17 protein-coding genes are annotated in these 20473 nt (G+C 62.6%); 7 read left to right on the top strand and 10 right to left on the bottom strand.

Translation table 11 applies throughout. From position 1 onward, the window contains the following. Positions 1–8 precede the first annotated feature (8 nt). From AC0L3O_RS02310 to wecB, 3 genes are read right to left on the bottom strand one after another with little or no spacing between them, the layout of a single operon-like run. Entirely contained in the window at positions 9–812 is an 804-nt protein-coding gene (locus tag AC0L3O_RS02310; RefSeq protein WP_287395704.1) for a WecB/TagA/CpsF family glycosyltransferase, read from the bottom strand. Further along, the gene (gene wecC, locus AC0L3O_RS02305; RefSeq protein ID WP_287342127.1) at positions 809–2140 is read right to left on the bottom strand and encodes a UDP-N-acetyl-D-mannosamine dehydrogenase; all 1332 of its coding nucleotides are present in this window, start codon (positions 2138–2140) and stop codon (positions 809–811) included. The genes AC0L3O_RS02310 and wecC overlap by 4 nt, the downstream gene beginning before the upstream one ends. Next, entirely contained in the window at positions 2133–3287 is a 1155-nt protein-coding gene (gene wecB / locus AC0L3O_RS02300) for a non-hydrolyzing UDP-N-acetylglucosamine 2-epimerase (protein ID WP_091596635.1), read from the bottom strand. Before wecB ends, wecC begins: the two co-directional genes overlap by 8 nt. A gap of 198 nt (positions 3288–3485) precedes the next feature. Here wecB and AC0L3O_RS02295 point away from each other — a divergent pair, with 198 nt between their 5' ends. Continuing rightward, positions 3486–4928 (top strand): glucosamine inositolphosphorylceramide transferase family protein, encoded by a 1443-nt coding sequence (locus AC0L3O_RS02295; protein ID WP_473614659.1) that lies wholly within the window; start codon positions 3486–3488, stop codon positions 4926–4928. Here AC0L3O_RS02295 and AC0L3O_RS02290 read toward each other — a convergent pair. Continuing rightward, positions 4877–6253, bottom strand: a complete 1377-nt coding sequence (locus AC0L3O_RS02290) for a VpsF family polysaccharide biosynthesis protein (RefSeq protein WP_287225747.1) — start codon at positions 6251–6253, stop codon at positions 4877–4879. The two genes, AC0L3O_RS02295 and AC0L3O_RS02290, sit on opposite strands and share 52 nt — an antisense overlap. 171 nt (positions 6254–6424) lie before the next feature. Between AC0L3O_RS02290 and AC0L3O_RS02285 the strand changes: the two genes are divergently transcribed. The 6 genes from AC0L3O_RS02285 to AC0L3O_RS02260 all read left to right on the top strand — a co-directional run bounded on the left by AC0L3O_RS02285 (position 6425) and on the right by AC0L3O_RS02260 (position 13918). Beyond that, positions 6425–7990 (top strand): GumC family protein, encoded by a 1566-nt coding sequence (locus AC0L3O_RS02285; RefSeq protein ID WP_128173290.1) that lies wholly within the window; start codon positions 6425–6427, stop codon positions 7988–7990. Positions 7991–7998: 8 nt separating this feature from the next. Next, positions 7999–9105: a glycosyltransferase gene (locus tag AC0L3O_RS02280; protein ID WP_287259124.1), complete on the top strand. Its 1107-nt coding sequence runs from the start codon at positions 7999–8001 to the stop codon at positions 9103–9105. Positions 9106–9369: 264 nt separating this feature from the next. Next, complete coding sequence (gene uxuA, locus AC0L3O_RS02275; protein ID WP_473614658.1) at positions 9370–10602, top strand: mannonate dehydratase; 1233 nt, start codon at positions 9370–9372, stop codon at positions 10600–10602. Positions 10603–10861: 259 nt separating this feature from the next. Beyond that, the gene (locus tag AC0L3O_RS02270) at positions 10862–11836 is read left to right on the top strand and encodes a tripartite tricarboxylate transporter substrate-binding protein (protein ID WP_128246209.1); all 975 of its coding nucleotides are present in this window, start codon (positions 10862–10864) and stop codon (positions 11834–11836) included. Between the two features lie 101 nt (positions 11837–11937). Then, positions 11938–12399: a tripartite tricarboxylate transporter TctB family protein gene (locus tag AC0L3O_RS02265; protein WP_023797766.1), complete on the top strand. Its 462-nt coding sequence runs from the start codon at positions 11938–11940 to the stop codon at positions 12397–12399. Positions 12400–12409: 10 nt separating this feature from the next. Further along, complete coding sequence (locus AC0L3O_RS02260; protein WP_027151366.1) at positions 12410–13918, top strand: tripartite tricarboxylate transporter permease; 1509 nt, start codon at positions 12410–12412, stop codon at positions 13916–13918. A gap of 90 nt (positions 13919–14008) precedes the next feature. Here the strand turns inward: AC0L3O_RS02260 and AC0L3O_RS02255 are convergent, their stop codons facing one another. The 6 genes from AC0L3O_RS02255 to AC0L3O_RS02230 all read right to left on the bottom strand — a co-directional run bounded on the left by AC0L3O_RS02255 (position 14009) and on the right by AC0L3O_RS02230 (position 20388). Further along, entirely contained in the window at positions 14009–15088 is a 1080-nt protein-coding gene (locus tag AC0L3O_RS02255; RefSeq protein ID WP_473614736.1) for an ABC transporter ATP-binding protein, read from the bottom strand. A gap of 2 nt (positions 15089–15090) precedes the next feature. Beyond that, positions 15091–16137, bottom strand: coding sequence for a carbohydrate ABC transporter permease (locus tag AC0L3O_RS02250; protein WP_023797762.1), 1047 nt, complete (start codon positions 16135–16137; stop codon positions 15091–15093). Continuing rightward, entirely contained in the window at positions 16134–17270 is a 1137-nt protein-coding gene (locus tag AC0L3O_RS02245; protein WP_473614657.1) for a carbohydrate ABC transporter permease, read from the bottom strand. Before AC0L3O_RS02245 ends, AC0L3O_RS02250 begins: the two co-directional genes overlap by 4 nt. A gap of 73 nt (positions 17271–17343) precedes the next feature. Continuing rightward, entirely contained in the window at positions 17344–18816 is a 1473-nt protein-coding gene (locus AC0L3O_RS02240) for an ABC transporter substrate-binding protein (protein WP_091596667.1), read from the bottom strand. A gap of 307 nt (positions 18817–19123) precedes the next feature. Then, the gene (locus tag AC0L3O_RS02235; protein ID WP_473614655.1) at positions 19124–19630 is read right to left on the bottom strand and encodes an SIS domain-containing protein; all 507 of its coding nucleotides are present in this window, start codon (positions 19628–19630) and stop codon (positions 19124–19126) included. Further along, positions 19615–20388: an orotidine 5'-phosphate decarboxylase / HUMPS family protein gene (locus AC0L3O_RS02230; RefSeq protein ID WP_419694065.1), complete on the bottom strand. Its 774-nt coding sequence runs from the start codon at positions 20386–20388 to the stop codon at positions 19615–19617. Before AC0L3O_RS02230 ends, AC0L3O_RS02235 begins: the two co-directional genes overlap by 16 nt. Positions 20389–20473 lie beyond the last annotated feature (85 nt).

Genomic DNA, 20473 nt, shown 5'->3' with positions numbered 1-20473 from the left:
ATCGCTATTTATGGACCGACCTTCCGGCGTCCCCGACGGCCCCATAACTCCCGGCACAGCAGCGCCGCGTAGGCGGCGTTGGTGTCATAGTAGCGGCGCCACAAGCGTCGCGGCTCCTGCGCCACGCGAAACAACCACTCCAGACCGGCCGCTTGAACCAGTTTTGGCGCCCGGGCAACCTTGCCGCCATAGACATCGAAACTGCCGCCCACGCCCATGACGAAACTCGGGGTGAGTTCGTCACGATAGCGCTTGATAAAGCGCTCCTTGCGCGGCGTCGGCATCGCCACCAACAGGCAGTTGGCCCCCGAGGCGTTGATCGCCTCGACGATGCCGGCCTCGTCTTCCGGCTTGAAATAGCCATTGCGCATGCCGGCGACGACGAGACCCGGATGATCCTTGGCAAGTCGCATTCCAACGGCATCGAGAACGGATTGTTCGGCGCCCAGGAGGAAGGGCCTGAAGCCACGCTTCGCGCAGAGGCTCAGCAGATTGATCATGATGTCGACGCCGGCCACCCGCTCCGGCAGCGCGACGCCGCAAAGACGCGCCCCCCAAAGCACGCCGATGCCGTCGACGTTGATCACATCCGCCGTCGCGACATCCTCCCGCAGCTCGCTATTGTTGCGCATGTTCACAAGCTTGGCGACATTCACCACCACATGATGCAGCGGCCGCCGCAGGGTCATCGCCTCATCGGCGATGGCCAGTGTCTCGGCCATGGTCAGCGCATGGATCGGCGCGCCGAGGAATTCCCGGCGCCGCGACGCCAACAGGCGATGCTGTGCCCAGGCTGGGTCGTGCGCGTTCATGCGGCCTCCTCTGCACTTGCAGCAAGCGCCTCGAGCGCTGATTTCTTGCCTTCGATGCGGGCGTCGGGCTTGCGTGCCTTGCGCCAGGTCCACAAACCCCTGGTATCGATGAGCTTCTTGTCCTTGAGCGCTTCGGGATCAACCAGATTGAACTGCCGATGGTCGACCAGCAGGACGACGATATCGCACTGGTCGATGGCGGAAAGCGCATCGGTGAAGACGATGCCCTTGCCCTCGAGCTCATGCGGCAGCCTGCGTGCGTTGGGTTCAGCCGCAATGATCTTCAGGTTGGGGATATCCGACAAAAGCTTCACCACCTCGACAGCCGGGCTCTCGCGCATATCGTCGATATTGGGTTTGAAGCTGAGGCCAAGGCAAGCGATCGTCTGCTTGCGGGATGGGTCGAGCAAGGCTTGTATATCCCTGACCACCGACAACGGACGCTCGGAATTGATCCGGCGTGCCGAAGCCATCAGCCGCGTGCTGTTGGGCGCGGCATCGATGATAAAATACGGATCGACGGCAATGCAGTGGCCGCCGACGCCCGGGCTCGGCTGCAGGATGTTCACGCGGGGGTGCCGGTTGGCGAGATCGATCACCTCCCAGACGTTGAGCGACAGATCCTGGCACACCGCCGCAAGCTCGTTGGCAAAGGCGATGTTGACGTCGCGGAACGCGTTTTCGGTCAGCTTCACCAGTTCCGCGCTTTCGGCCTGGGTCGTGAACAGGTCGCCGGCAACAAAGGTTGAATAGAGTGCCGCGGTGCGTTCCGACGACTTGCGCGATAGTCCGCCGATCGAGCGATCGTTGTTGATCAGCTCGGTTAGGACCTTTCCCGGCAACACCCGCTCGGGCGAGTAGGCGACCAGGACATCGGCCTGTTCGCCATGCGCGAGAGGAAATTTGAGATCGGGCCGCAACTCGGCAAGCAGTCCGGTCATGATGCGCGTCGTGCCGACCGGCGATGTCGATTCCAGCACCACAAGATCTCCCCGCTTCAGCACCGAGGCAACGCTGCGTGCCGCCGCGAGCACATAGCTCACGTCAGGCTTGTGGTCCGCGGTCATCGGGGTCGGCACGGCGATGACAAAGGCGTCCGCAGGCTGCGGCGTGCTGAAAGCCCTGAGCTTGCCGTTTGCCACAACCTTCTGGATCAGACCATCGAGGTCCGGCTCGACGATGTGGATCTCGCCGCGATTGACCTTCTCGACCACCGCTTCGTTGACGTCGACGCCGATGACGTCGAGCCCGCGACTGGCGAAGATGGCACAGGTCGGCAGGCCGATATAGCCCATGCCGATAACGGAAACGGTCTTGATCTCAGCCATGATGCAGCAGTTCCTCAACGATCCGGTTACTGGCCCGGCCATCGCCATAGGGGTTGTGTCGTTCCGCCATGCCGCGATAGGCCGCCTGGTCGTCGAGCAGGCTGTTGGCATTCAACAGGATCTTTTGGATATCGGTGCCGACGAGACGGGCGGTGCCCGCCGCGATCCCCTCGGGCCGCTCGGTATTCTCACGCATCACCAGCACCGGCTTGCCGAGCGAAGGCGCTTCTTCCTGCACGCCGCCGCTATCGGTCAGCACCAGATAGCTCTGCTTTTGGAGGAACAGGAACGGCAGATAGTCCTGCGGGTCGACCAGGTGGATGTTCGGCACGCCGCCCAGTTCTGCGTTCACCACCGAGCGCACATTGGGGTTGGGATGGACCGGATAGACGATCTGCACGTCCTCGCGCATTGCCAGCCCCTTCAGCGCCGTGCAGATACGATGGATGCCGCCGTCGAAATTCTCACGACGATGACCGGTGACGAGCACCATTTTCTTGGCCGGATCGAGGAACGGGAAACCGGCGGCGAGTTTTGCGCTCATCAGACTGTCGGCGTCGATCGCGCCGGAAAAATGCAACAGCGTGTCTATCACCGTGTTGCCGGTCACGAAGATGGTGCTCGCAGCCTTTCCTTCGGCGATGAGATTGTCGCGCGCCTGGATGGTCGGCGCGAAATGCCAGGTCGCGATATCGCCGGCAATCTTGCGGTTCAGTTCCTCTGGAAACGGAGAGTTGATATTGTGGCTGCGCAATCCGGCCTCGATATGGGCGACCGGGATGCGCTTGTAGAAGGCAGCCAAAGCCGCAGTCATCGCCGTGGTCGTGTCGCCTTGCACGAGGACGATATCAGGCTTCGCCTGCTCCAGCACTTCGGCCATGCCCAGCAGCACGCGCGAGGTCACGTCGAACAATGTCTGGCCGGGCTGCATGATGTTGAGATCATGATGCACCGGCAGGCCGGTCAGTTCGATGACCTGGTCGACCATCTCGCGATGCTGGCCGGTGATGCATGTCTCGGTGATGAAACCTGGATGGGCAAGCGCGGCACGCACCACCGGAAAGCATTTGAGCGCCTCAGGCCTGGTGCCGAACACGATCAGCAGTTTTTGCCTGGACGGCAATTTTGGATGTGAAAGGATGTTCATTGCTGATCCTGGTCGCCAGAAGGCGTCGCGACCTGCCGATTATTCGCCACGAGCTATAATAGCGGCAGAAGCCGCCTCCGTGACCTTAAATCTTAATATATGATTAACAACCAAGCCCACGTTCGCCCCGGTAACTCTTGTGAAAGCCTGAACCGATAGGTATCCTGGCAGAGTAGTCTTGAAAAAGAATATATTCGATTGACTAATATTTTAATTATCGGCCACACGGTCGGATCTCGGCGCTGGGAAAATGCGCTTCTGGTGCGGTTGAGCGCAGGCGGTCACGTGGTTTCGAGCGGCCGCGCGCCGACGCCTGCGCCGATCGCACGCGGCCTGGATAATGTGCTGGCGATCGAGAGCCGGCGCTTCGGTCCCTCATTGGCAAGCCGCTCCGAGCCGTTGCCGTCTGGCGGTTCTGGTCCGGCCGAACTCGTGGTCGATCTTACCGGCACTTTCGCACGGCGAGGCACGCCGGTTCTGACGCTCGAATTTTGCGGCCGCAGCAGCTTCCCTGCCGGTGTGGCCGAGACGCTGGCGAGCGGGCGATTGCCCGAACTTGCCGTGCGCCTCGACGGCGTCACAGTCGCCCGGGGCCGACCGATGCTCGGCGACCGGCTCTGGCTGTCTCGCAGCTGCAACGACCTGCTCGCTGGGGCCATCTCGCTGGTTGCGCAAAGCGTCGCCCGTTTTGCCGCGGGCGAACTTGCGCCAATTGCCGATAGTCCGGCGCCGATGCTGAGGAACGCCGGTTTTGTCCGGCACTATCTGTCCTTTTTCTGCCGCGGGTTGCTCGATCGCGCCGTGCAAAAACTCAGGCTTGGACGGCGTCCCTTCTATTGGCAGGTTGCCTATCGGCTGATCGACGGGCCAGGTGTCGCCGAAACCGGGCAACTCGACGGTAAGCCGTTCACCGTCCTCGCGGACGATGGCCAGCGATTCTATGCCGATCCGTTCGTCCTCGAGCGGGATGGCCGCCACTATCTTTTTGTCGAGGAATTTCCCTACGCTACCGGTCGCGGCGTGATTTCTGTCGCCGAACTGGGTGACGACGGCAGCTTCGGCGTGCCGAGGGTGGTGCTGGAGGAAACCCACCATTTGTCGTATCCGCAGGTGTTCGCTCACGCCGGCGAGATTTTCATGATTCCTGAAAGTGCGGCGGCCCGCGAGCTTGTGCTCTACCGCGCTGCGCAGTTTCCAGATCGCTGGGTACGCGACACCGTGCTGTTGACGGACAAGGATTTCAATGACGCCACGCTGCTCGAATCGGCCGGCCGCTTCTGGCTATTGGGGACGGAGCGGTTCGGTTATGGCAGCGCGTCGGACACGATGGCGGTCTATTCCGCACCCTCGCTGCGCGGGCCGTGGGTTACGCACGCGCTCAATCCCATCGCCGTCGATCACTCGGCCGCTCGGCCCGGCGGCGCCTTCATCCGCCACGGTGACGCCCCGGTGCTGCCGGTGCAAAACGGCTCGAGAGCCTATGGCGGCGGTCTCGGGTTGATGCGATTGGAACGGCTTGACGATTTCGAGGTCCGTTTTGCGCCGCCCTGCCCGATCGGCCCGGGGCCGGCATGGGTCCGCGCTGGCATTCACACGCTCAACCGCGCAGGCAATCTCGAGGTTGTGGATAGCGCCGGCTGACGCGTCTGGAGTCTGCGCTGTCCAGGCCGGTCCAGTGTCGGCTCGGATGCCGCCGCGGTCGACAATATGCTCCCCTGCCGGTTTCGAAACGGATCGTTTCTATAGGCAAGCAGCAACACCACGATAATGGTGATCTCCGGCGATTTTGACGAGAGCGCGTTGTTCGATAGCGCAGCAAGCAGGAACGTCATGGTGCCGATCCATGCCGGCAGCAGCGCCCCGCGCAGCAACCGGAAAATGAACCAGAATACCAGCCCGATGAAGAGCGCAGCGATCGGCAAGCCGAACAGCATGATGATGACCACCGGCGCGCTCTCGATATAGGGCAGATGCAACTTCTCGTTGACGATCGCCAGGAGGTCGTCGACGTTCATGCCAAACAGGATGTCTTTCCAGCTGACAAGTCCGAACACCTGGTAGATCGTCACCCGCGCCATGAAATTTTCGTCAAAGATCGTGTTGCCGAATCGGTTCAGCAGCCCGCCCGAAAACAGTATGGCCACCAGCACTGCGCCGCCCGCCACAGCGAACAGCAGCACGACAGACTTGGCCTGCCGCTGATGCTTGAGGGACAGGCGCGGCCAAGGCACGAACATCAGCAGAATGAGGGTTTCTGCGGCAGCGAGCAACAGGGCGGCGCGCGCGCCTGATGCAGCACAGCCGACGAGCAATACGAAGATCGCCAGCACCCGAACCCATATGCGCCAGTTCGTCAGCGGTACGAACCCGATGACTGTGGCGCAGAGCGCGCCCAGGGCCAGCGGGTGCGCCGATAGCCCGATCGGCCTGAACTGCAGTTCGTTGAGACCGTAGGGCAGAAACCGATGTTGAGTCACCGCTTCGATCGTGCCCATCACAGCGCTGAGGACCACCATCCCAAGCACGAGGTCGCCCAAGGCACGCCGCACTTGCGCGTTCAGGGCCAGCATCAACAGGCCTGCGGCGCCCGCCACCAGATAGGTATCGATGATAAACCCGGAGGAGCCGGCGCGGCCGGTGATGAACAGATACGGCACCAGCGCGAAAATCACCGCAGAATAGAGCAGCAAGGCCTTGAAGATTCCAATTTCGTCGCCCTGCAGCAGAAACGGTCGGCTGAAAAGAACGACAGGAAGCAGCAGGAAGATGGCATAGGTGCCGACATGCAGTTTCTCGTAGAATGAACCGCCGTCGGCGGTATAGTCGACGACCATGTTCATGATCTGCGGCGACACCGTGAAGCGGAGCAGGAACGCCAACGCCGCGCATAGGAAAAACAGCAGCGACAGCGCGTTCTGACGGCGCGCCTGGCTGGTTCGTTCCGATACGGCGGCGGGATAGCTCATCGCCGATCCAAGTGAGGGTATTCAGACGCCATTCTGGCCAACGAGATCCATTCAAGGGACCGCTGAACAGACGCGGTGCCTGACTCGGCAAAATATGCCAACTTGGAAAATGACATGTTAACGATCTTTCTGTAGTGCTGGTCCGCGTAGCGAATAACCAGAGTTAGCGCCATGTCTGCCGCTTCCGGCACAACCCCTCCCCCTACAGCGGATTCCAATATCAGCGCATTCGAGCGGATCGCCAATGCGCGGCGCGCCAGCAGGGCAAGGCTGCAACAGGATGCTCCGGTCACGGCGCGCCCCTCCGCCCCTGTCACTCCGCCCACGCCCGAGCCTGTCCCGACGGTGACGCTCGACAAGATCGGCGATTTCCTCGAGCTCGATTTTCGACGCCTTTTTGTCTGGCTGCGTGCCGGGCTCGTCCTGGCATTGATGCTGGCGGTGGCCGGCGGCGTCATCGGCGCCGCCTACGGATTGCTGAGCAAACAGCGTTATACCGTCACGACGGAAATCCTCATCAATCCTGCCAATTTGCAGGTTGTGGAAAACGATGTCTACTCGCAACCGGGCCAGGTCGACAGCCAAATACTGAACGCGCGCAGCAAGCAGCGCATCTTGACCTCCGGCAACGTGCTTGCACGTGTGGTGGACGAACTCGGTCTCGCCAACGATCCGGAGTTTTTCGATCCGGACCAGACCGCTTCCACCTCTGGTGCTGCAGTGAGTGGCGGCAAGTCCGATCCGAAGCTTGTCGCCCAGAAAAGCCTGGCGCAGCGGGTCAGCGTCGCTGCAGATGAAACCTCGTTCGTCACAACCCTCGCGGTATCGGCAGAAACCACCGGCAAGGCGATCCTGATCTCGCAAGCCATGGTGAAGGCTTTCCAGGAAGAACTGGCCACGGCCGAAGCTGCTGGCGCCGGCCGTGCCGCAGCTGCTCTTGAGGGCCGGCTCGGCCAACTCAAGCGCGACGTGCAGGCAGCCGAAGAGAAGGTCGAGAGCTACAGGCGCAGCCACAATTTGTCGGCCAGCAATGGCCAGCTTGTCAGTTCGCAGACGATGACGCAGCTCAATAGCGAAATTGGCGAGGCGCAATCGCGCGTTATCGCGGCGCAGGCAAGTTACGACGCCTTGGTTGCTTCCGGTGTCAATGGGGCCAATCCTGACCCCGCGGTTTCGGCAGCACTCTCAGTGCTGCGCGACAAGGCGAATGGCTTGCGGCAGCAGATCGATTCTCAGTCCATGACCTTTGGTCCGCGCCACCCGACGATCGTCCGGCTCAGGACAGAATTCGAAACCGTCAGTTCTCAACTCAGGGCGGAGTTCTCCCGCACGGTCGGCACGGCAAAAGCCAACCTGGACAAGGCCAACGCCTCGTTGGCTTCTCTCACCGCCAGGATGAACGCTCTGAAGAACAACGTTTTCACCGACAGCGAGTCCCAGGTCGCCCTGCGTGAGCTTGAACGCGACGCCGCCTCGAGAAGGGCGGTCTATGAAAGCTTCCTGTCTCGCGCGCGCCAAATCACCGAGCGCGAGCAGATCGACACCACCAATGTGCAGGTGATTTCCACCGCCGTGCCGCCACCGGGTCGCTCGTGGCCGCCCCGCACCCCTGTGACGGCAGGCCTGGGAGCTTTCGCCGGCTTTGCTCTGGGCATGCTGCTGGCCATTGCCATGGGTATCGTTCGCGACATGCGCCAGCCGCCGAACCGATCAGGCATCGGCGTCAGCCGAGCCTGAATCCAGGCATGGCGAAGCGCATTGTCTTTCACATCGCCAGTCTCAGGGGCGGCGGCGCCGAGCGTGTCTTCGTCCTCATGGCAAATGAATTGGCATCGCGTGGGCACGATGTCACCCTTTTTACCTGGAACGCGCAAGGACCCAACGCCGCGCTGCGATCCCCCGCCGTGCATCTGGTCGATTTCGACCTTCCCATCCAGGGCGAGGGTTACGGCAAGTGGGAGACGCTGAAAGGCATCGTGCGAAGCGCAGGTTTGTTCAGCCGCCTTGGTCCGCATGCGGTCTACAGCGCCCCGGAATTTGCCAATCTGGTCGTGGCGCTGGCGCTTCTCCTGGCTCGAAGCCGGGCGCGGTTCTTTCCAAGCTTCCACGCAGCCGCCTCACTGCCTTCCAGCAGCCTCGGCGCGAGAATAGCGGTCTGGCTTTCCGCACTGGTTGCAGCGCGCGCAACCAAAGCCATCGCCGTCTCAGCGGGTGTCGGCCGCGACCTTGCGGCCCGCGGTTTTCCCAAATCCAAAATTGTCGTCATCAACAATCCGCTGCCGCCGGTTGCGGCGCTCGAACAAGATTCCCAAGCATGGCAGGCACAGCTGTCAACGATGGGCGATGGCCCGGTCATCGCGACCGCCGGGCGCCTGGTGCCAGTCAAGGACCATCGGACCTTGCTGCGGGCTTTCGCCATCCTGCGCGCCGGCGGCCGCGCTCGGCTTATCATCTTCGGCGAAGGTCCGCTGGCTGTCGAATTGCGCGCCTATGCCGAGGGAACCGGTATCGGCGCGGACGTGCTCTTTGCTGGCTACGTCAACGACCCAGCCGCCTGTTATGCCGCAGCCGACCTGTTCGTGCTTTCCTCGACGAGCGAAGGCTTTGGCAATGTGTTGGTCGAGGCCATGGCTGCGGGCGTCCCGGTGGTCTCCACGGATGCGCCACATGGCCCGCGCGAGATTCTCGGTGACGGCCGTTTCGGCGCCTTGGTGCCGGTCGGCGATGCCGCGGCTATGGCAAAGGCGATGGCTGACATGCTGGACCACCCCACTTCTGCCGCCATCCTGAAAAGCAGGGCGGCGGATTTCGAAGTTGAAAAGATCGGCGATCTGTACGAAGCGCTGCTCTAATGCACGCCGCCCAAAAGTGCGCAGCGGTTTTGGGTCAACGACATGCACAAAAACAAAGACTTAAAGCGCGTCGCATGAATCCCTTCAGACACGACGCGCTTTAGCCTAGAACTTCGCGCTGGCGTCGATTGCCGTCAGCCACTATCGCCATTCGCGCCGACACCGGAATCTGATAGCAGCGAATGAAGAAAAGCAGCAGGTCGGTCACACCGCGGCAGGAGCGCGGGCGGGCCGCACGGCGATTCTTTTTAAAGGAGTGTTCGAATGAGACATGTGTGGCGTTGGTTCGGCCCGGTCGACAAGGTGACGATTGCGGACGCGCGTCAAGCCGGGGCGCAAGGCATCGTCACGGCCCTTCACCACGTTCCTCACGGCGCCGTCTGGCTGCCCGCCGAAATCGAAAGGCGTCAGCGCGAAGTCGCATCCTTGCCGGATGGAAGCGCAAGCGAACTGACCTGGGAGATTGTCGAAAGCCTGCCGGTTTCCGAATCGATCAAGACGCAGGTCGGCGAATGGCGCAGCCATCTTGCCAACTACAGGACATCGCTGGAAAACCTGGCGCGAGCCGGCATTTCGGTCATCTGCTACAATTTCATGCCCGTGCTCGATTGGACCCGCACCGACCTTGCCTGGCGCCTGCCGCATGGCGGCACCACCATGCGCTTCGATCTGATCGACTTCGCCGCATTCGACATCCATATCCTGAAACGCCAGGCGGCACCCGGCGACTACACACCGGAGATCGCCGCCGAGGCGGCGCGCCGAAATGCGCAAATGGATGACCATGCGCGCAAGATTCTGGCAAGAAGCGTCAATTCCGGCCTGCCGGGCTCGACCGAAGACACGTCTCTCGACGGCCTCGCGGCTCAACTGTCAAACTATGACCGTATCGACGCAACAACCCTGCGCCGGCATTTCGTCGATTTCCTGGCGGAGGTCGTGCCCACGGCCGAACGCCTCGGCCTGCGACTCTGCTGCCACCCCGATGACCCGCCGTTTCCGCTGCTCGGCCTGCCGCGCATCATGTCGACCGAGGCCGACTACAGCTACGTTCTGGACGCAGTCGACAGCCCGGCCAACGGCGCGACGCTGTGCACCGGATCGCTCGGCGCGAGACCCGATAATGATCTGCCCGGCATGATCGAGCGGATGGGGCCAAAAATCCACTTCGCCCATCTGCGCAATGTGCGCAAGGAAGCGGCCGGCACCCCCTGCTCGTTCCACGAGGACGAGCACCTTGCCGGCGACACCGACATGGTGGCGGTGGTGGCGGCGCTGCTTCACGAGGAAGCGCGGCGCAAAGTGAAGGGCCGCCCGGACGCCATCATCCCGATGCGCCCCGACCATGGCCAGGATATCCTCGATGACCTGACGCGCGGGGCGCAGCCCGGCTATCCGGCCATCGGCCGGCTCAAGGGATTGGCCGAGCTTCGCGGCGTCGAACATGCCATTCGCAGGTCGACATCAGGAGAGCCGATCTCCACTTACACCGCATAATCCAGAGGGAAATGCCACAGGCCGGTCCGCGACCTGTGCTCGTTAAACATGCCATCTTCGACCGCTGGGCGTCCGGCAGTCCGCCTCCGGCCTGACGGCACCTTTTCACCCATTTGCGCGGACTTGTGTATAATAGCACCATGCGGCTTGAGTCCGATTGCAATCCGCTAGGTTACGCTAGTTATTGGTCCACCCGCAGCCGGTGTTGAGAAGAACTCCAGGAGGCGGTTGGGAATTCATATCCTGGGAGGAAGTTGAGATGAGAAGATTCGCCGCCGCTCTGGCCGCCGCCGCCGTCACGCTGTATTCGTTCGCCGCGGGCGCGCAAACCTATCCCGAACGCACCATCACCGTGGTGGTGCCGTTTTCGGCCGGCGGCCCGACCGACACGGTCACGCGCCTCGTCGCGGAAGCCATGTCGAAGGATCTCGGCCAGCAGATCATCGTCGAGAATGTCGGCGGCGCCGGCGGCACGCTGGGCGCCGGTCGCGTCGCGAGCGCCGAGCCCGACGGCTATACGCTTCTCCTCCATCATATCGGCATGGCGACAAGCGCCACGCTGTACAGAAAGCTCGCATACGACACGCTGAACAGCTTCGAATATGTCGGCCTCGTCACCGAGGTGCCGATGACCGTCGTCGGCCGCAAGGACCTCGAGCCGACCGACCTGAAGGGGCTGGTCGACTACGCCAAGGCCAACAAGGATACCGTCACCGTCGCCAATGCCGGCATAGGCGCGGCCTCGCATCTGTGCGGCATGCTGTTCATGAGCGCGATCGGCACGCCGCTGGTCACCGTGCCCTACAAGGGCACCGGACCGGCCATGACCGACCTTCTCGGCGGCCAGGTCGACATCATGTGCGATCAGTCGACCAACACCACCAAGCAGATCCAGGGCGGCACGATCAAGGTCTACGCCGTCACCTCGGCTGAACGCCTCGATGTTCTGCCGGACGTCCCGACGACGACGGAAGCCGGTCTCCCGGAGGTGCAGGTCGGCATCTGGCACGGCCTCTACGCGCCCAAGGGCACGCCGGCCGAGGTCACCGAACGCCTGTCGAAGTCGCTTCAGGTCGCGCTGAAGGACCCGAATGTCGTCGCCCGCTTCGCCGAACTCGGCACCAAGCCATCGCCTGAAGCTGATGCGACTCCGGCCGCGCTGAAGGCCAAGCTGGAGGGCGAGATCGCGCGCTGGAAGCCGATCATCGAAGCCGCCGGCCAGTACGCCGACTGAGATTTTGAACGGGGCGCCCACCAGCGCCCCGTTTTTTTTTACACCGGCCCCATTTTCACACCGGCATCGGCGCGCCCGCGGCGCGGGCCTGGGAGGACGTCATGAAACCCTTCACAATCGACACGACCAACGGCATATGCGCCGCGCTGTTCATCTTTCTCGGCGGATTTTTCGCGCTGCAGTCGCTCGACCTCGAAATCGGTACCGCCTTCCGCATGGGACCGGGCTATTTCCCGCTGGTCCTGGCAATCGTTTTGATCCTGCTTGGCGCCGTCATCCTCGTCGAAGCGGTGCGCTTCGAGAGCGAGCCGATCGGCCATGTAGCCTGGCGCGGCATGCTGTTCATCCTGCCTGCCCCGATCTTCTTCGGCCTGACCGTGCGCGGCCTCGGCTTCCTCCCCTCGATCTTCCTGACGGCGCTGATTGCATCCTTTGCCAGCGGTCGCATGAGGCCGCTGACCGCGCTCGTGCTCTCCGCCGGCCTGACGCTGTTTGCGTTCCTCGTCTTCAGCTATGCGCTCGGCCTGCCGTTCCGGCGGTTCGGCCCGTGGCTGCAGTTTTGAGGAGATGAATATGGAACTCCTCGACAACCTCGCGCTGGGTTTTTCGACGGCCTCGTCGCTGGCAAATCTCGGTTTCTGCCTGATCGGCGTCCTTCTCGGCACGCTGATCGGCGTTTTGCCCGGTATCGGCGCCACCGCCACCATCGCCATGCTGTTGCCGATCACCTTCCAGATCGGCGACCCGGTTTCCTCCCTTATCATGCTCGCCGGCATCTATTACGGCGCGCAATATGGCGGCTCGACCACCGCCATCCTCATCAACATGCCTGGCGAATCCTCGTCGGCCGTCACCGCCATCGACGGCTACCAGATGGCCAAGAACGGCCGCGCCGGGGCGGCACTCGCCATCGCGGCGATAGGCTCGTTCTTCGCTGGCACGGTGTCGACCTTCCTCGTCGCCGTCTTTGCCCCACCGCTGACGGCGATCGCGCTGGAATTCGGCGCGGCCGAGTATTTCTCGCTGATGATCGTCGGCCTCGTCTCGTCCGTCGCGCTCGCCCACGGCTCGATCGTCAAGGCGCTGGCGATGGTCGTGCTTGGCCTGCTGCTCGGCATCGTCGGCACCGACATCTACACCGGCACGCCGCGCTTCACGCTCGGCATCCGCGAATATGCCGACGGGCTGAATTTCGTCGCGGTGGCGGTCGGCGTCTTCGGCGTCGCCGAGATCCTGCGCAACCTCGAAAACGAGCACGAGCGCTCGGTGATGATCCGAAGCGTCTCCGGCCTGATGCCCACCCGCGACGACTTTCGCCGCATGGCGGCGCCGATCGTGCGCGGAACCATCATCGGTTCGGCGCTAGGCATCCTGCCGGGAGGCGGCGCCATCCTTGCAGCCTTTGCCTCCTACACGGTCGAAAAACGCATCTCGAAAAACCCCGGGGAATTCGGCAAGGGCGCCGTCGAAGGCGTCGCCGGACCGGAATCGGCCAACAATGCCGGTGCGCAGACCTCGTTCATCCCGATGCTGACGCTCGGCATTCCGGCCAACCCGGTCATGGCGCTGATGATCGGCGCGATGATCATCCAGGGCATCGTGCCCGGCCCCAATGTCGCGATCGAACAGCCGGCGCTGTTCTGGGGCATCATCGCCTCGATGTGGATCGGCAATCTGATGCTGATCATCTTGAACCTGCCGCTGATCGGGCTTTGGGTGAAACTCCTGACGATCCCCTACTACGTGCTCTTCCCGATCATCATGGCGTTCTGCTCGATCGGCGTTTACAGCGTCAACACCAACATCTACGACCTCTACGCCGTCGCCTTCTTCGGCTTGCTCGGCTATCTCCTGACAAAGCTGCGCTGCGAACCGGCGCCGCTGCTGCTCGGCTTCGTGCTCGGCCCGCTGCTCGAGGAAAACCTGCGCCGCGCCATGATTCTCGCGCGCGGCGACCCGACCACCTTCGTGACGAGGCCGATCAGCGCCGGCCTGCTGTTCATCGCCTTCGCCGTGCTCGTCATCGTCTTCCTGCCGGCGGTCAAGAAGAAGCGCGAAGAGGTGTTCGTGGAGGAGAATTAATGTATGTCGCGCAAAAGCATGCCCTTGGGCCTGACCCGAGGGTACGCAGCGGTTTTGCGATAACGACATCCATAAAAACAAGAACTTAAGTCACGCGGCCGCCTGTCTACCGGCGCGGCCGCGAATGCGGGCCCCAGTTTCCGCATCGAACAGAAAGACGGCGGCATCCTGGAAGGTGATGCCGATCGGCTCATCCATGTCGTAGTGCGCCGATTTGTCGGCCTTGACGGTTACTGTGGCCCCACCGAACTGGCAGGTGATCAAGGTATGATCGCCGATCAGTTCCACGGCATAGACCCGCGCCGCAATCTCGCCCTCCGATGGGCCGGTGACCCGGCAATCCTCGGGCCGGAGCCCGGCAGTGACCTTTTTCCGGCTTTCGGCAACGCTGGTCGCAAATCGCCCTTCCGCGCAGGCGAAGCTACCCTCGACCAGCTCGCCGTGGAGAAAATTCATCGGCGGCGAGCCGATGAAGCCGGCGACGAACAGGTTCGCCGGATCGTCGTAGATCTGACGGGGGGTCGCGATCTGCTGCACGACGCCGCGGTTCATGATGGCAACACGGTGCGCCAGGGTCATGGCCTCGATCTGATCGTGGGTGACGTAGATCGTCGTCACGCCCAGATCGGCCTGCAGGCGCTTCAGTTCCGAGCGCATGTGGCCGCGCAGCTTGGCGTCGAGATTGGAGAGCGGCTCGTCCATCAGGAAGACGCTCGGCCGCCGCACCATGGCGCGGGCGAGCGCGATGCGTTGCCGCTGACCGCCGGAAAGCTGCCGTGGATAGCGGTCGAGGAACTCCTCGAGATGCACCTTGACGGCGGCGCTGCGCACGGCGGCGTCGCGTTCAGTGCGCGGCACGCCACGCAGCTTCAGCGGATATGCGATGTTCTCGGCAACCGTCATGTGCGGATAGAGCGCGTAGGACTGGAACACCATCGCCACGTCGCGATATTTGGGCAGCACATGGGTGACGTCGCGGTCGCCGATGAGGACGCGGCCGGAACTCACCGATTCAAGCCCGGCCACCATGCGCAGCGCTGTCGTCTTGCCGCAGCCTGAAGGGCCGAGCAGCACCAGGAACTCGCCGTCCTCGATCTCCAGGTCTAGCCCTTTGACCACCTCGACCGCGCCGAAGGACTTGTAGATATCGGACAGGGTGACCCGCATAATGACTAGCCCTTCACTGCGCCGACCAGCAGTCCGCGCGCGATATGCTTCTGCAGGATGCTTGAGATGATGATCACGGGGGCGATCATCACGGTTATCAACACCGACATGTTCCACCATTGCGGCCCGCGGGTCGTGTTCTGTGCCGATACCAGCACCGGCATGGTCTGCGCATCGGCATTGGAGAGGAAGAGGGCCAGCAAATACTCGTTCCAGGCAAGGATCAGCACCAGCAGGAAGGTCGCGACCAGGCCGGACCGCACCAGCGGCAGCGCGATGGTGAAGAAAACGCGGAACTTGGAGGCGCCGTCTATTTGTGCGCTCTCCTCGAGGTCGAGCGGGATGCCGGCGAAGAAATCGCGCGTCAGCCACACGACGATCGGCAGGTTGATGGCGGTGTAGGTGGCGATCAGCGCCACCTGCGTGTCAAGCAGGCGCATCTGCTGGAACATCACGTAGATCGGCAATACGGCGACGATCGGCGGCATGATACGGTTCGAGATGATCCAGAACTCAATGTCGCTGTTGCCGACCGCAAGCTTCGTGCGTCCAACGAGCGTGAACAGCGCAATGACGAAGAGGGCTGCCGCCACGACAATAGCGATCTCCCACCGCACGCCGAAAGTGGCCACCGCCACGATGATTGCAGTGAGCAGGATCAAGAAGATTGCAACGGCGGCGAGTTTCACCTGGAAGCGGATACGCACGAGCGCGTAGGCCGCCAGCGAGCCGATCAGGACTGCGAGCAGCGTGCTGGCGACGGCGACAACGACCGAATTCATGTAAGGGCGCAGCGTGTAATTCTGCACCAGCATGAAGTCCCATGCCTGAAGCGACGGAGCAAAGTCGACGAACGGGAGATAGAACGGCCCGTTGTCGACCTCGCCAGGCCCCTTGAAGGACGTGATGAACACCCAGTAGAGAGGAATCACCACAACCAGCGTCCACAGGGACAACAGCACATAGGTCAGCACCCTGGCGACCGGCGCCTGGCTGTCGATCGAGGCCGGCTCGAACAGCCGGCGCGCCAGCGAGCGCGGCTCGGTGCTCATGCTTCGAACCGGCGCGCCGGCCGGACCACGAAGTTGAAGAACGAGACGCATACGATGGTCGAGATGAAGAGCAGCATGTAGCCGATAGCGGCCGAGCCGCCGAGATCCTGGGTGCGCCAGGAAATGAAGGAATGGAGCGTCATCGATTCCGTCGCCAGGCCGGGGCCGCCGCCGGTGAGCACGTTCGGCAGATCGATGATCTTGAAAGCCTCGATGAGCCGGATCAGCACGACGGTAGCGGCAATCGGCGCGATCGCTGGCCAGGTAATGTCGCGAAAAATCTGGAAGCCGTTGGCGCCGTCGAGCCGTGCCGCCTCGACCTGATCGCGCGGCTGGTTTTCGATGGCCGCCAGCAGCACGATGAACATGAACGGCGTCCACTGCCAGGTGTCGCCGACCAACACCATCAGCCGCGCCGACCAGGCCTCCGTGGCCCACGACCACTCGCTGATGCCGAAAGCGCGCACGAGCGGGGCGAAGGGCCCCTTCTGCATGTCGGCGAGCATGCGGAACGTGTAGGCGATGCCGACCGGGGTCACCATCAGCGGGATGAAGAAGAGGACGCGAAAGAAATTCCGGCCGCGGATCGGCTGGCCGCACAGCAGCGCGAGGCCCAGCCCCAGTGCGAACTGCACGGACACGCCGACGAACACGTAGAGAAGCGTGTTGACGACAGTCCCCGGCACGCCGCCCGGCGCCATGGTGGCCAGCGCAAGAACCGCCAGGCCCATCGCCATCGAGGTCGCGAGAAGCCGACCAACCGTGCCGACGACGGTCGGCCTGCCACGCAACAAGTAGCGGGCGAGGAGGAAAAACAGCCCTGCCGCGATCAAGGCCAGCAAAGCGGATTGGACAAAGCCGAACGTGCCAAACTTGCCGAGCAGGTGATACTGCTGCGAGCCGACCAGCAGCTTGCGGAAGTTCAAAAGTCCGATGAATTTCAACGTGAATCCGCCCGACGCGAGCGCAAAGCGCGAAAGAGCGAGATAGGCCGAGATGATGAGCGGAAAAATTGCGAAGCAGAGAAGCACGACGACTGCTGGCAGCACCATGATCCGGCCTGAGTGACCGTCCAGCCATTCGGCCCAGCTGCGGCGGTCGGCAGCGTCTGGCATCGTGTCGGTTGCGGTCATCATACCCTGAGAAAGTGGGGCAGGCATCAGACCCGGCGCGGACGATGCCACGCCGGGTTGTTTGCTTGGCTGCCTATTTGGCGCCGATGGTCGCCTTGTAAAGTTTGAGCTGCTCGTCTTTGCCAACCTCTTCGTTCAGCTCATTCCAGCCTTCCTCGACCGCCGCGACGGTCGCTTCCTTGTCGATTTCGCCGGCGAGGAAGCGCGAGACCGCCTCGTCGAGCACGACCTGCTGGTACTTCTGATTTTGTGGGATGCGCAGGTCGAGGATCATGTTCGGGCTGCTCATGCTGTCGTTGATCGCGCCCAGGTAGACTTTGGCCTCCTCCTCGCTCATCCCGGCCTTCTTCCAAAGGTCGCTGTAGCCGAGCTGCGAGGTGCGGTACGGGTTGAACCCGGTGCCGCCGACGGTAACGTCGGCATTCGACTGCGCTGGCTGCGTCATGAACGAGAAGTAGGCGTAGGCGGCGTCCTTCACCTTCGGATCGGCCGCCGCGTTGATGCCGCCGCCCCAGCCGCCAAAGGCGGCGAATGGTGCATGGTTCACGCCGTCGATCGCGTGCGGGCAGTTTTCTGCCGTGCAGGCCTCTAGCTTGCCGGTGTCCCAGTTCAGGACCTCCTTGGATCCGGGCATGATCGCAGCGCCCCATTTGCCCATCACCTTGGACTGCTTCGGATCTATCGAGATCGTGCCTACATCACCCCAGTCGAGGTTCAGCGCGCAGCGGCCGGAAGCAAAGAGCGGCCTTGTATCGCTGACGTCGAGGTTCAACTCGTCCGGCGGGCCGTACTTGGTCGATTCAGACAGGAAGTCGAGCGCCTTGCGGAAGGCGTCGTTGTTGACGAGCGGCGTCATGTCCTTGGTGTTGAAGAAGGTGCCCTGGCTGGTTCCCTTGGACTGGGTCATCGAGCCGACCACATCGGTGACGAACCAATAGCTCTGCGCGTTGCGCTTCTTGGCGATGCAGGAGCCGAAATCCGGCGTGCCATCGCCGCTCATGTCCTTGCCATGCGTGGCCTTGGCGACCTCGAGATACTCGTCCCAGGTTTTCGGCACCGCCAGGCCGGCCGCTTCCAGCACGTCCTTGCGGTAGTACATCATGTGGAAGTCACCATCGAGCGTGATCATGTAGGTCTTGCCGCTGTACTTCTCGGAGAAGTCCCGGAAGAACGCGCCCACATCGTCCTGCTGGATGTCCTTGTCGGCCTCGACTCGCGGCGTCAGGTCCTCGAGATAGCCGCCGGCAATGTAGTCGACCATCCACTGTGGGGCGAACACGCCGGCATCGACCGAGTTGGTGCCGCTCGCCCAGTCGGTGAGAATCTTCTGATAGAGATCCGAGAATGGCACCGCGATGACATTGATCTTGGCGCCGGTGAGCGCTTCGAACTCGGGCGCGCGCCGCTGTAGCGGCTCCTGAATCGCACCGGTCTGCGTAATGACGTTCACGGTAACGCCCGCAAACGGTTTGTCCTGCGCGAAGGCAGGCGCGCCAACCAGCGCGGCAAAAGCCGAAAAGCCGGCCAGAAAGACCCCAATTCTCATCAGACTTCCTCCCGTGTTGACCGGGACATGTTCCTGCGAACCAAGCCGCCGGTATCTCCCCGTCGGTTGCCGTCGCCAGAGCACGGCACCAACGCTTGCCAAGCACAATATCGGCATCGCGCAGCGAGTCCAGTGCCTTGCCGCGACGGAAGGTGAGCTGCCCCACGGGCTTCCCGGCTAATGCATGTCGCCCAAAAGCGCGCATCGGTTTTAGCGCGGAGTCGCCAGAAAACCGCTCGATCTTGCCTGGGGAATATTCCACCGCATCGACAATCCCCGTGACCGATGCTCACCACCGTCGGCATGGTCACTGCAAGTTGGTGTGGCGGTGCAGCATCAGTCTGCGCGCGTCGGGTATCTGCTGGGCCATGAAGAGCACAATGCTGTCGAGCAGGATGAGGCAGGACTGCTCGAACAGGCTGCCGCCAAACTGTTTCGAACCCTCGACAGGGACATGCAGCGTGACATCGGCAATGCCGGCCAGGGTCCCGGCCGGCTGATGCGTCAGCGTAACGACCTTGGCGCCCTCCGCCTTGGCGATGCGGGCAAAGCCTGTACTGACCGGCGTTTCCCCGGAGCCGGAGATGATCAGCAGCGCATCGCCCTCGCGGATCGATGGCGCCGATACCTCACCGACGAAATGCACCGTTCGGCCAAGATGCATGAAGCGCATCGCACCCATCTGCGCGACAAGGCCGGAGCGTCCCTGCCCGGAAAAGAACCATCGCTGATCGGGATCATCGAACGCCTGCACCAGCCATGCAAAGGCGTCGGCGTCGATCCGGCCAAGAACTTCGGTTATCTCCTGTCCCACGGCCAGCCACGGCCTGGATTGGGCAATCTGTCGCGAATCCATCGGGCTACCTCTTTCGGGCTTGCGGATTCTGTGATGGCGCTGCCAACCACGAGGATTTCAGGCTCGACTGCGATCACCGCTTCCAGCGTGTCGGGGCCGATCCCGCCGGCGAGCGAAACCAGAAAGCCGCGATCATGCATCTTTCTCACGGCGTCGATATGTGAGGTGGAGGTGTTGCCTGCCAGCCGCGCATCGGTTGGCGAGTGGACCGCGATGTAGCCGAAGCTTTCGGGGAAGACAGCATTCAAGGGAATCAATTCTGCCTTGCCCGCCTCGGTGATGGTGTCGACGACGACCGTCGCGCCGAAGGCTGCGGCACGTTTTCCGACCGCCTCATGCGTGGCGGGCGAAGCACACGACAGCACCGTCATGAATGCGGCGCCGGCGCCGAATACCATATCAGCCTCGAACCGGCCGGCGTCGACGGTTTTGGTATCAGCCAACACCATGACTTCAGGGCAGAGCTCGCGCGCTGTGGTGATGGCCGAGAGGCCGAGGCGTTTCAGCAATGGCGTGCCGATCTCGATAATGTCGGCAAATTCCTTCATCTGCGCGAGCAGAGCCAGGTGTTCAGGCTTGTCGAAGGCGACTTGGAGGAGCAAGGCGGCTCTCCCGGATTGCTTAAGACAGCGGATGCGGCATGCCGCCCAACCCACTGTCGTGTGCTTCGTGGTCGAAATCTGCCATAATCCAGCAACCTCCAGGCTGGTCTGCACAGGGAGAGCAAATCGTGCCCTGCAAAGCAAGTGGTCTTGTCGATAGCAGGAGGTGCGGGCCAGATCAGCGCCGACGCCACCTGCA

This window comes from Mesorhizobium sp. WSM4810, assembly GCF_055811235.1.
This window is presented reverse-complemented; position numbering and strand designations above follow the sequence as displayed.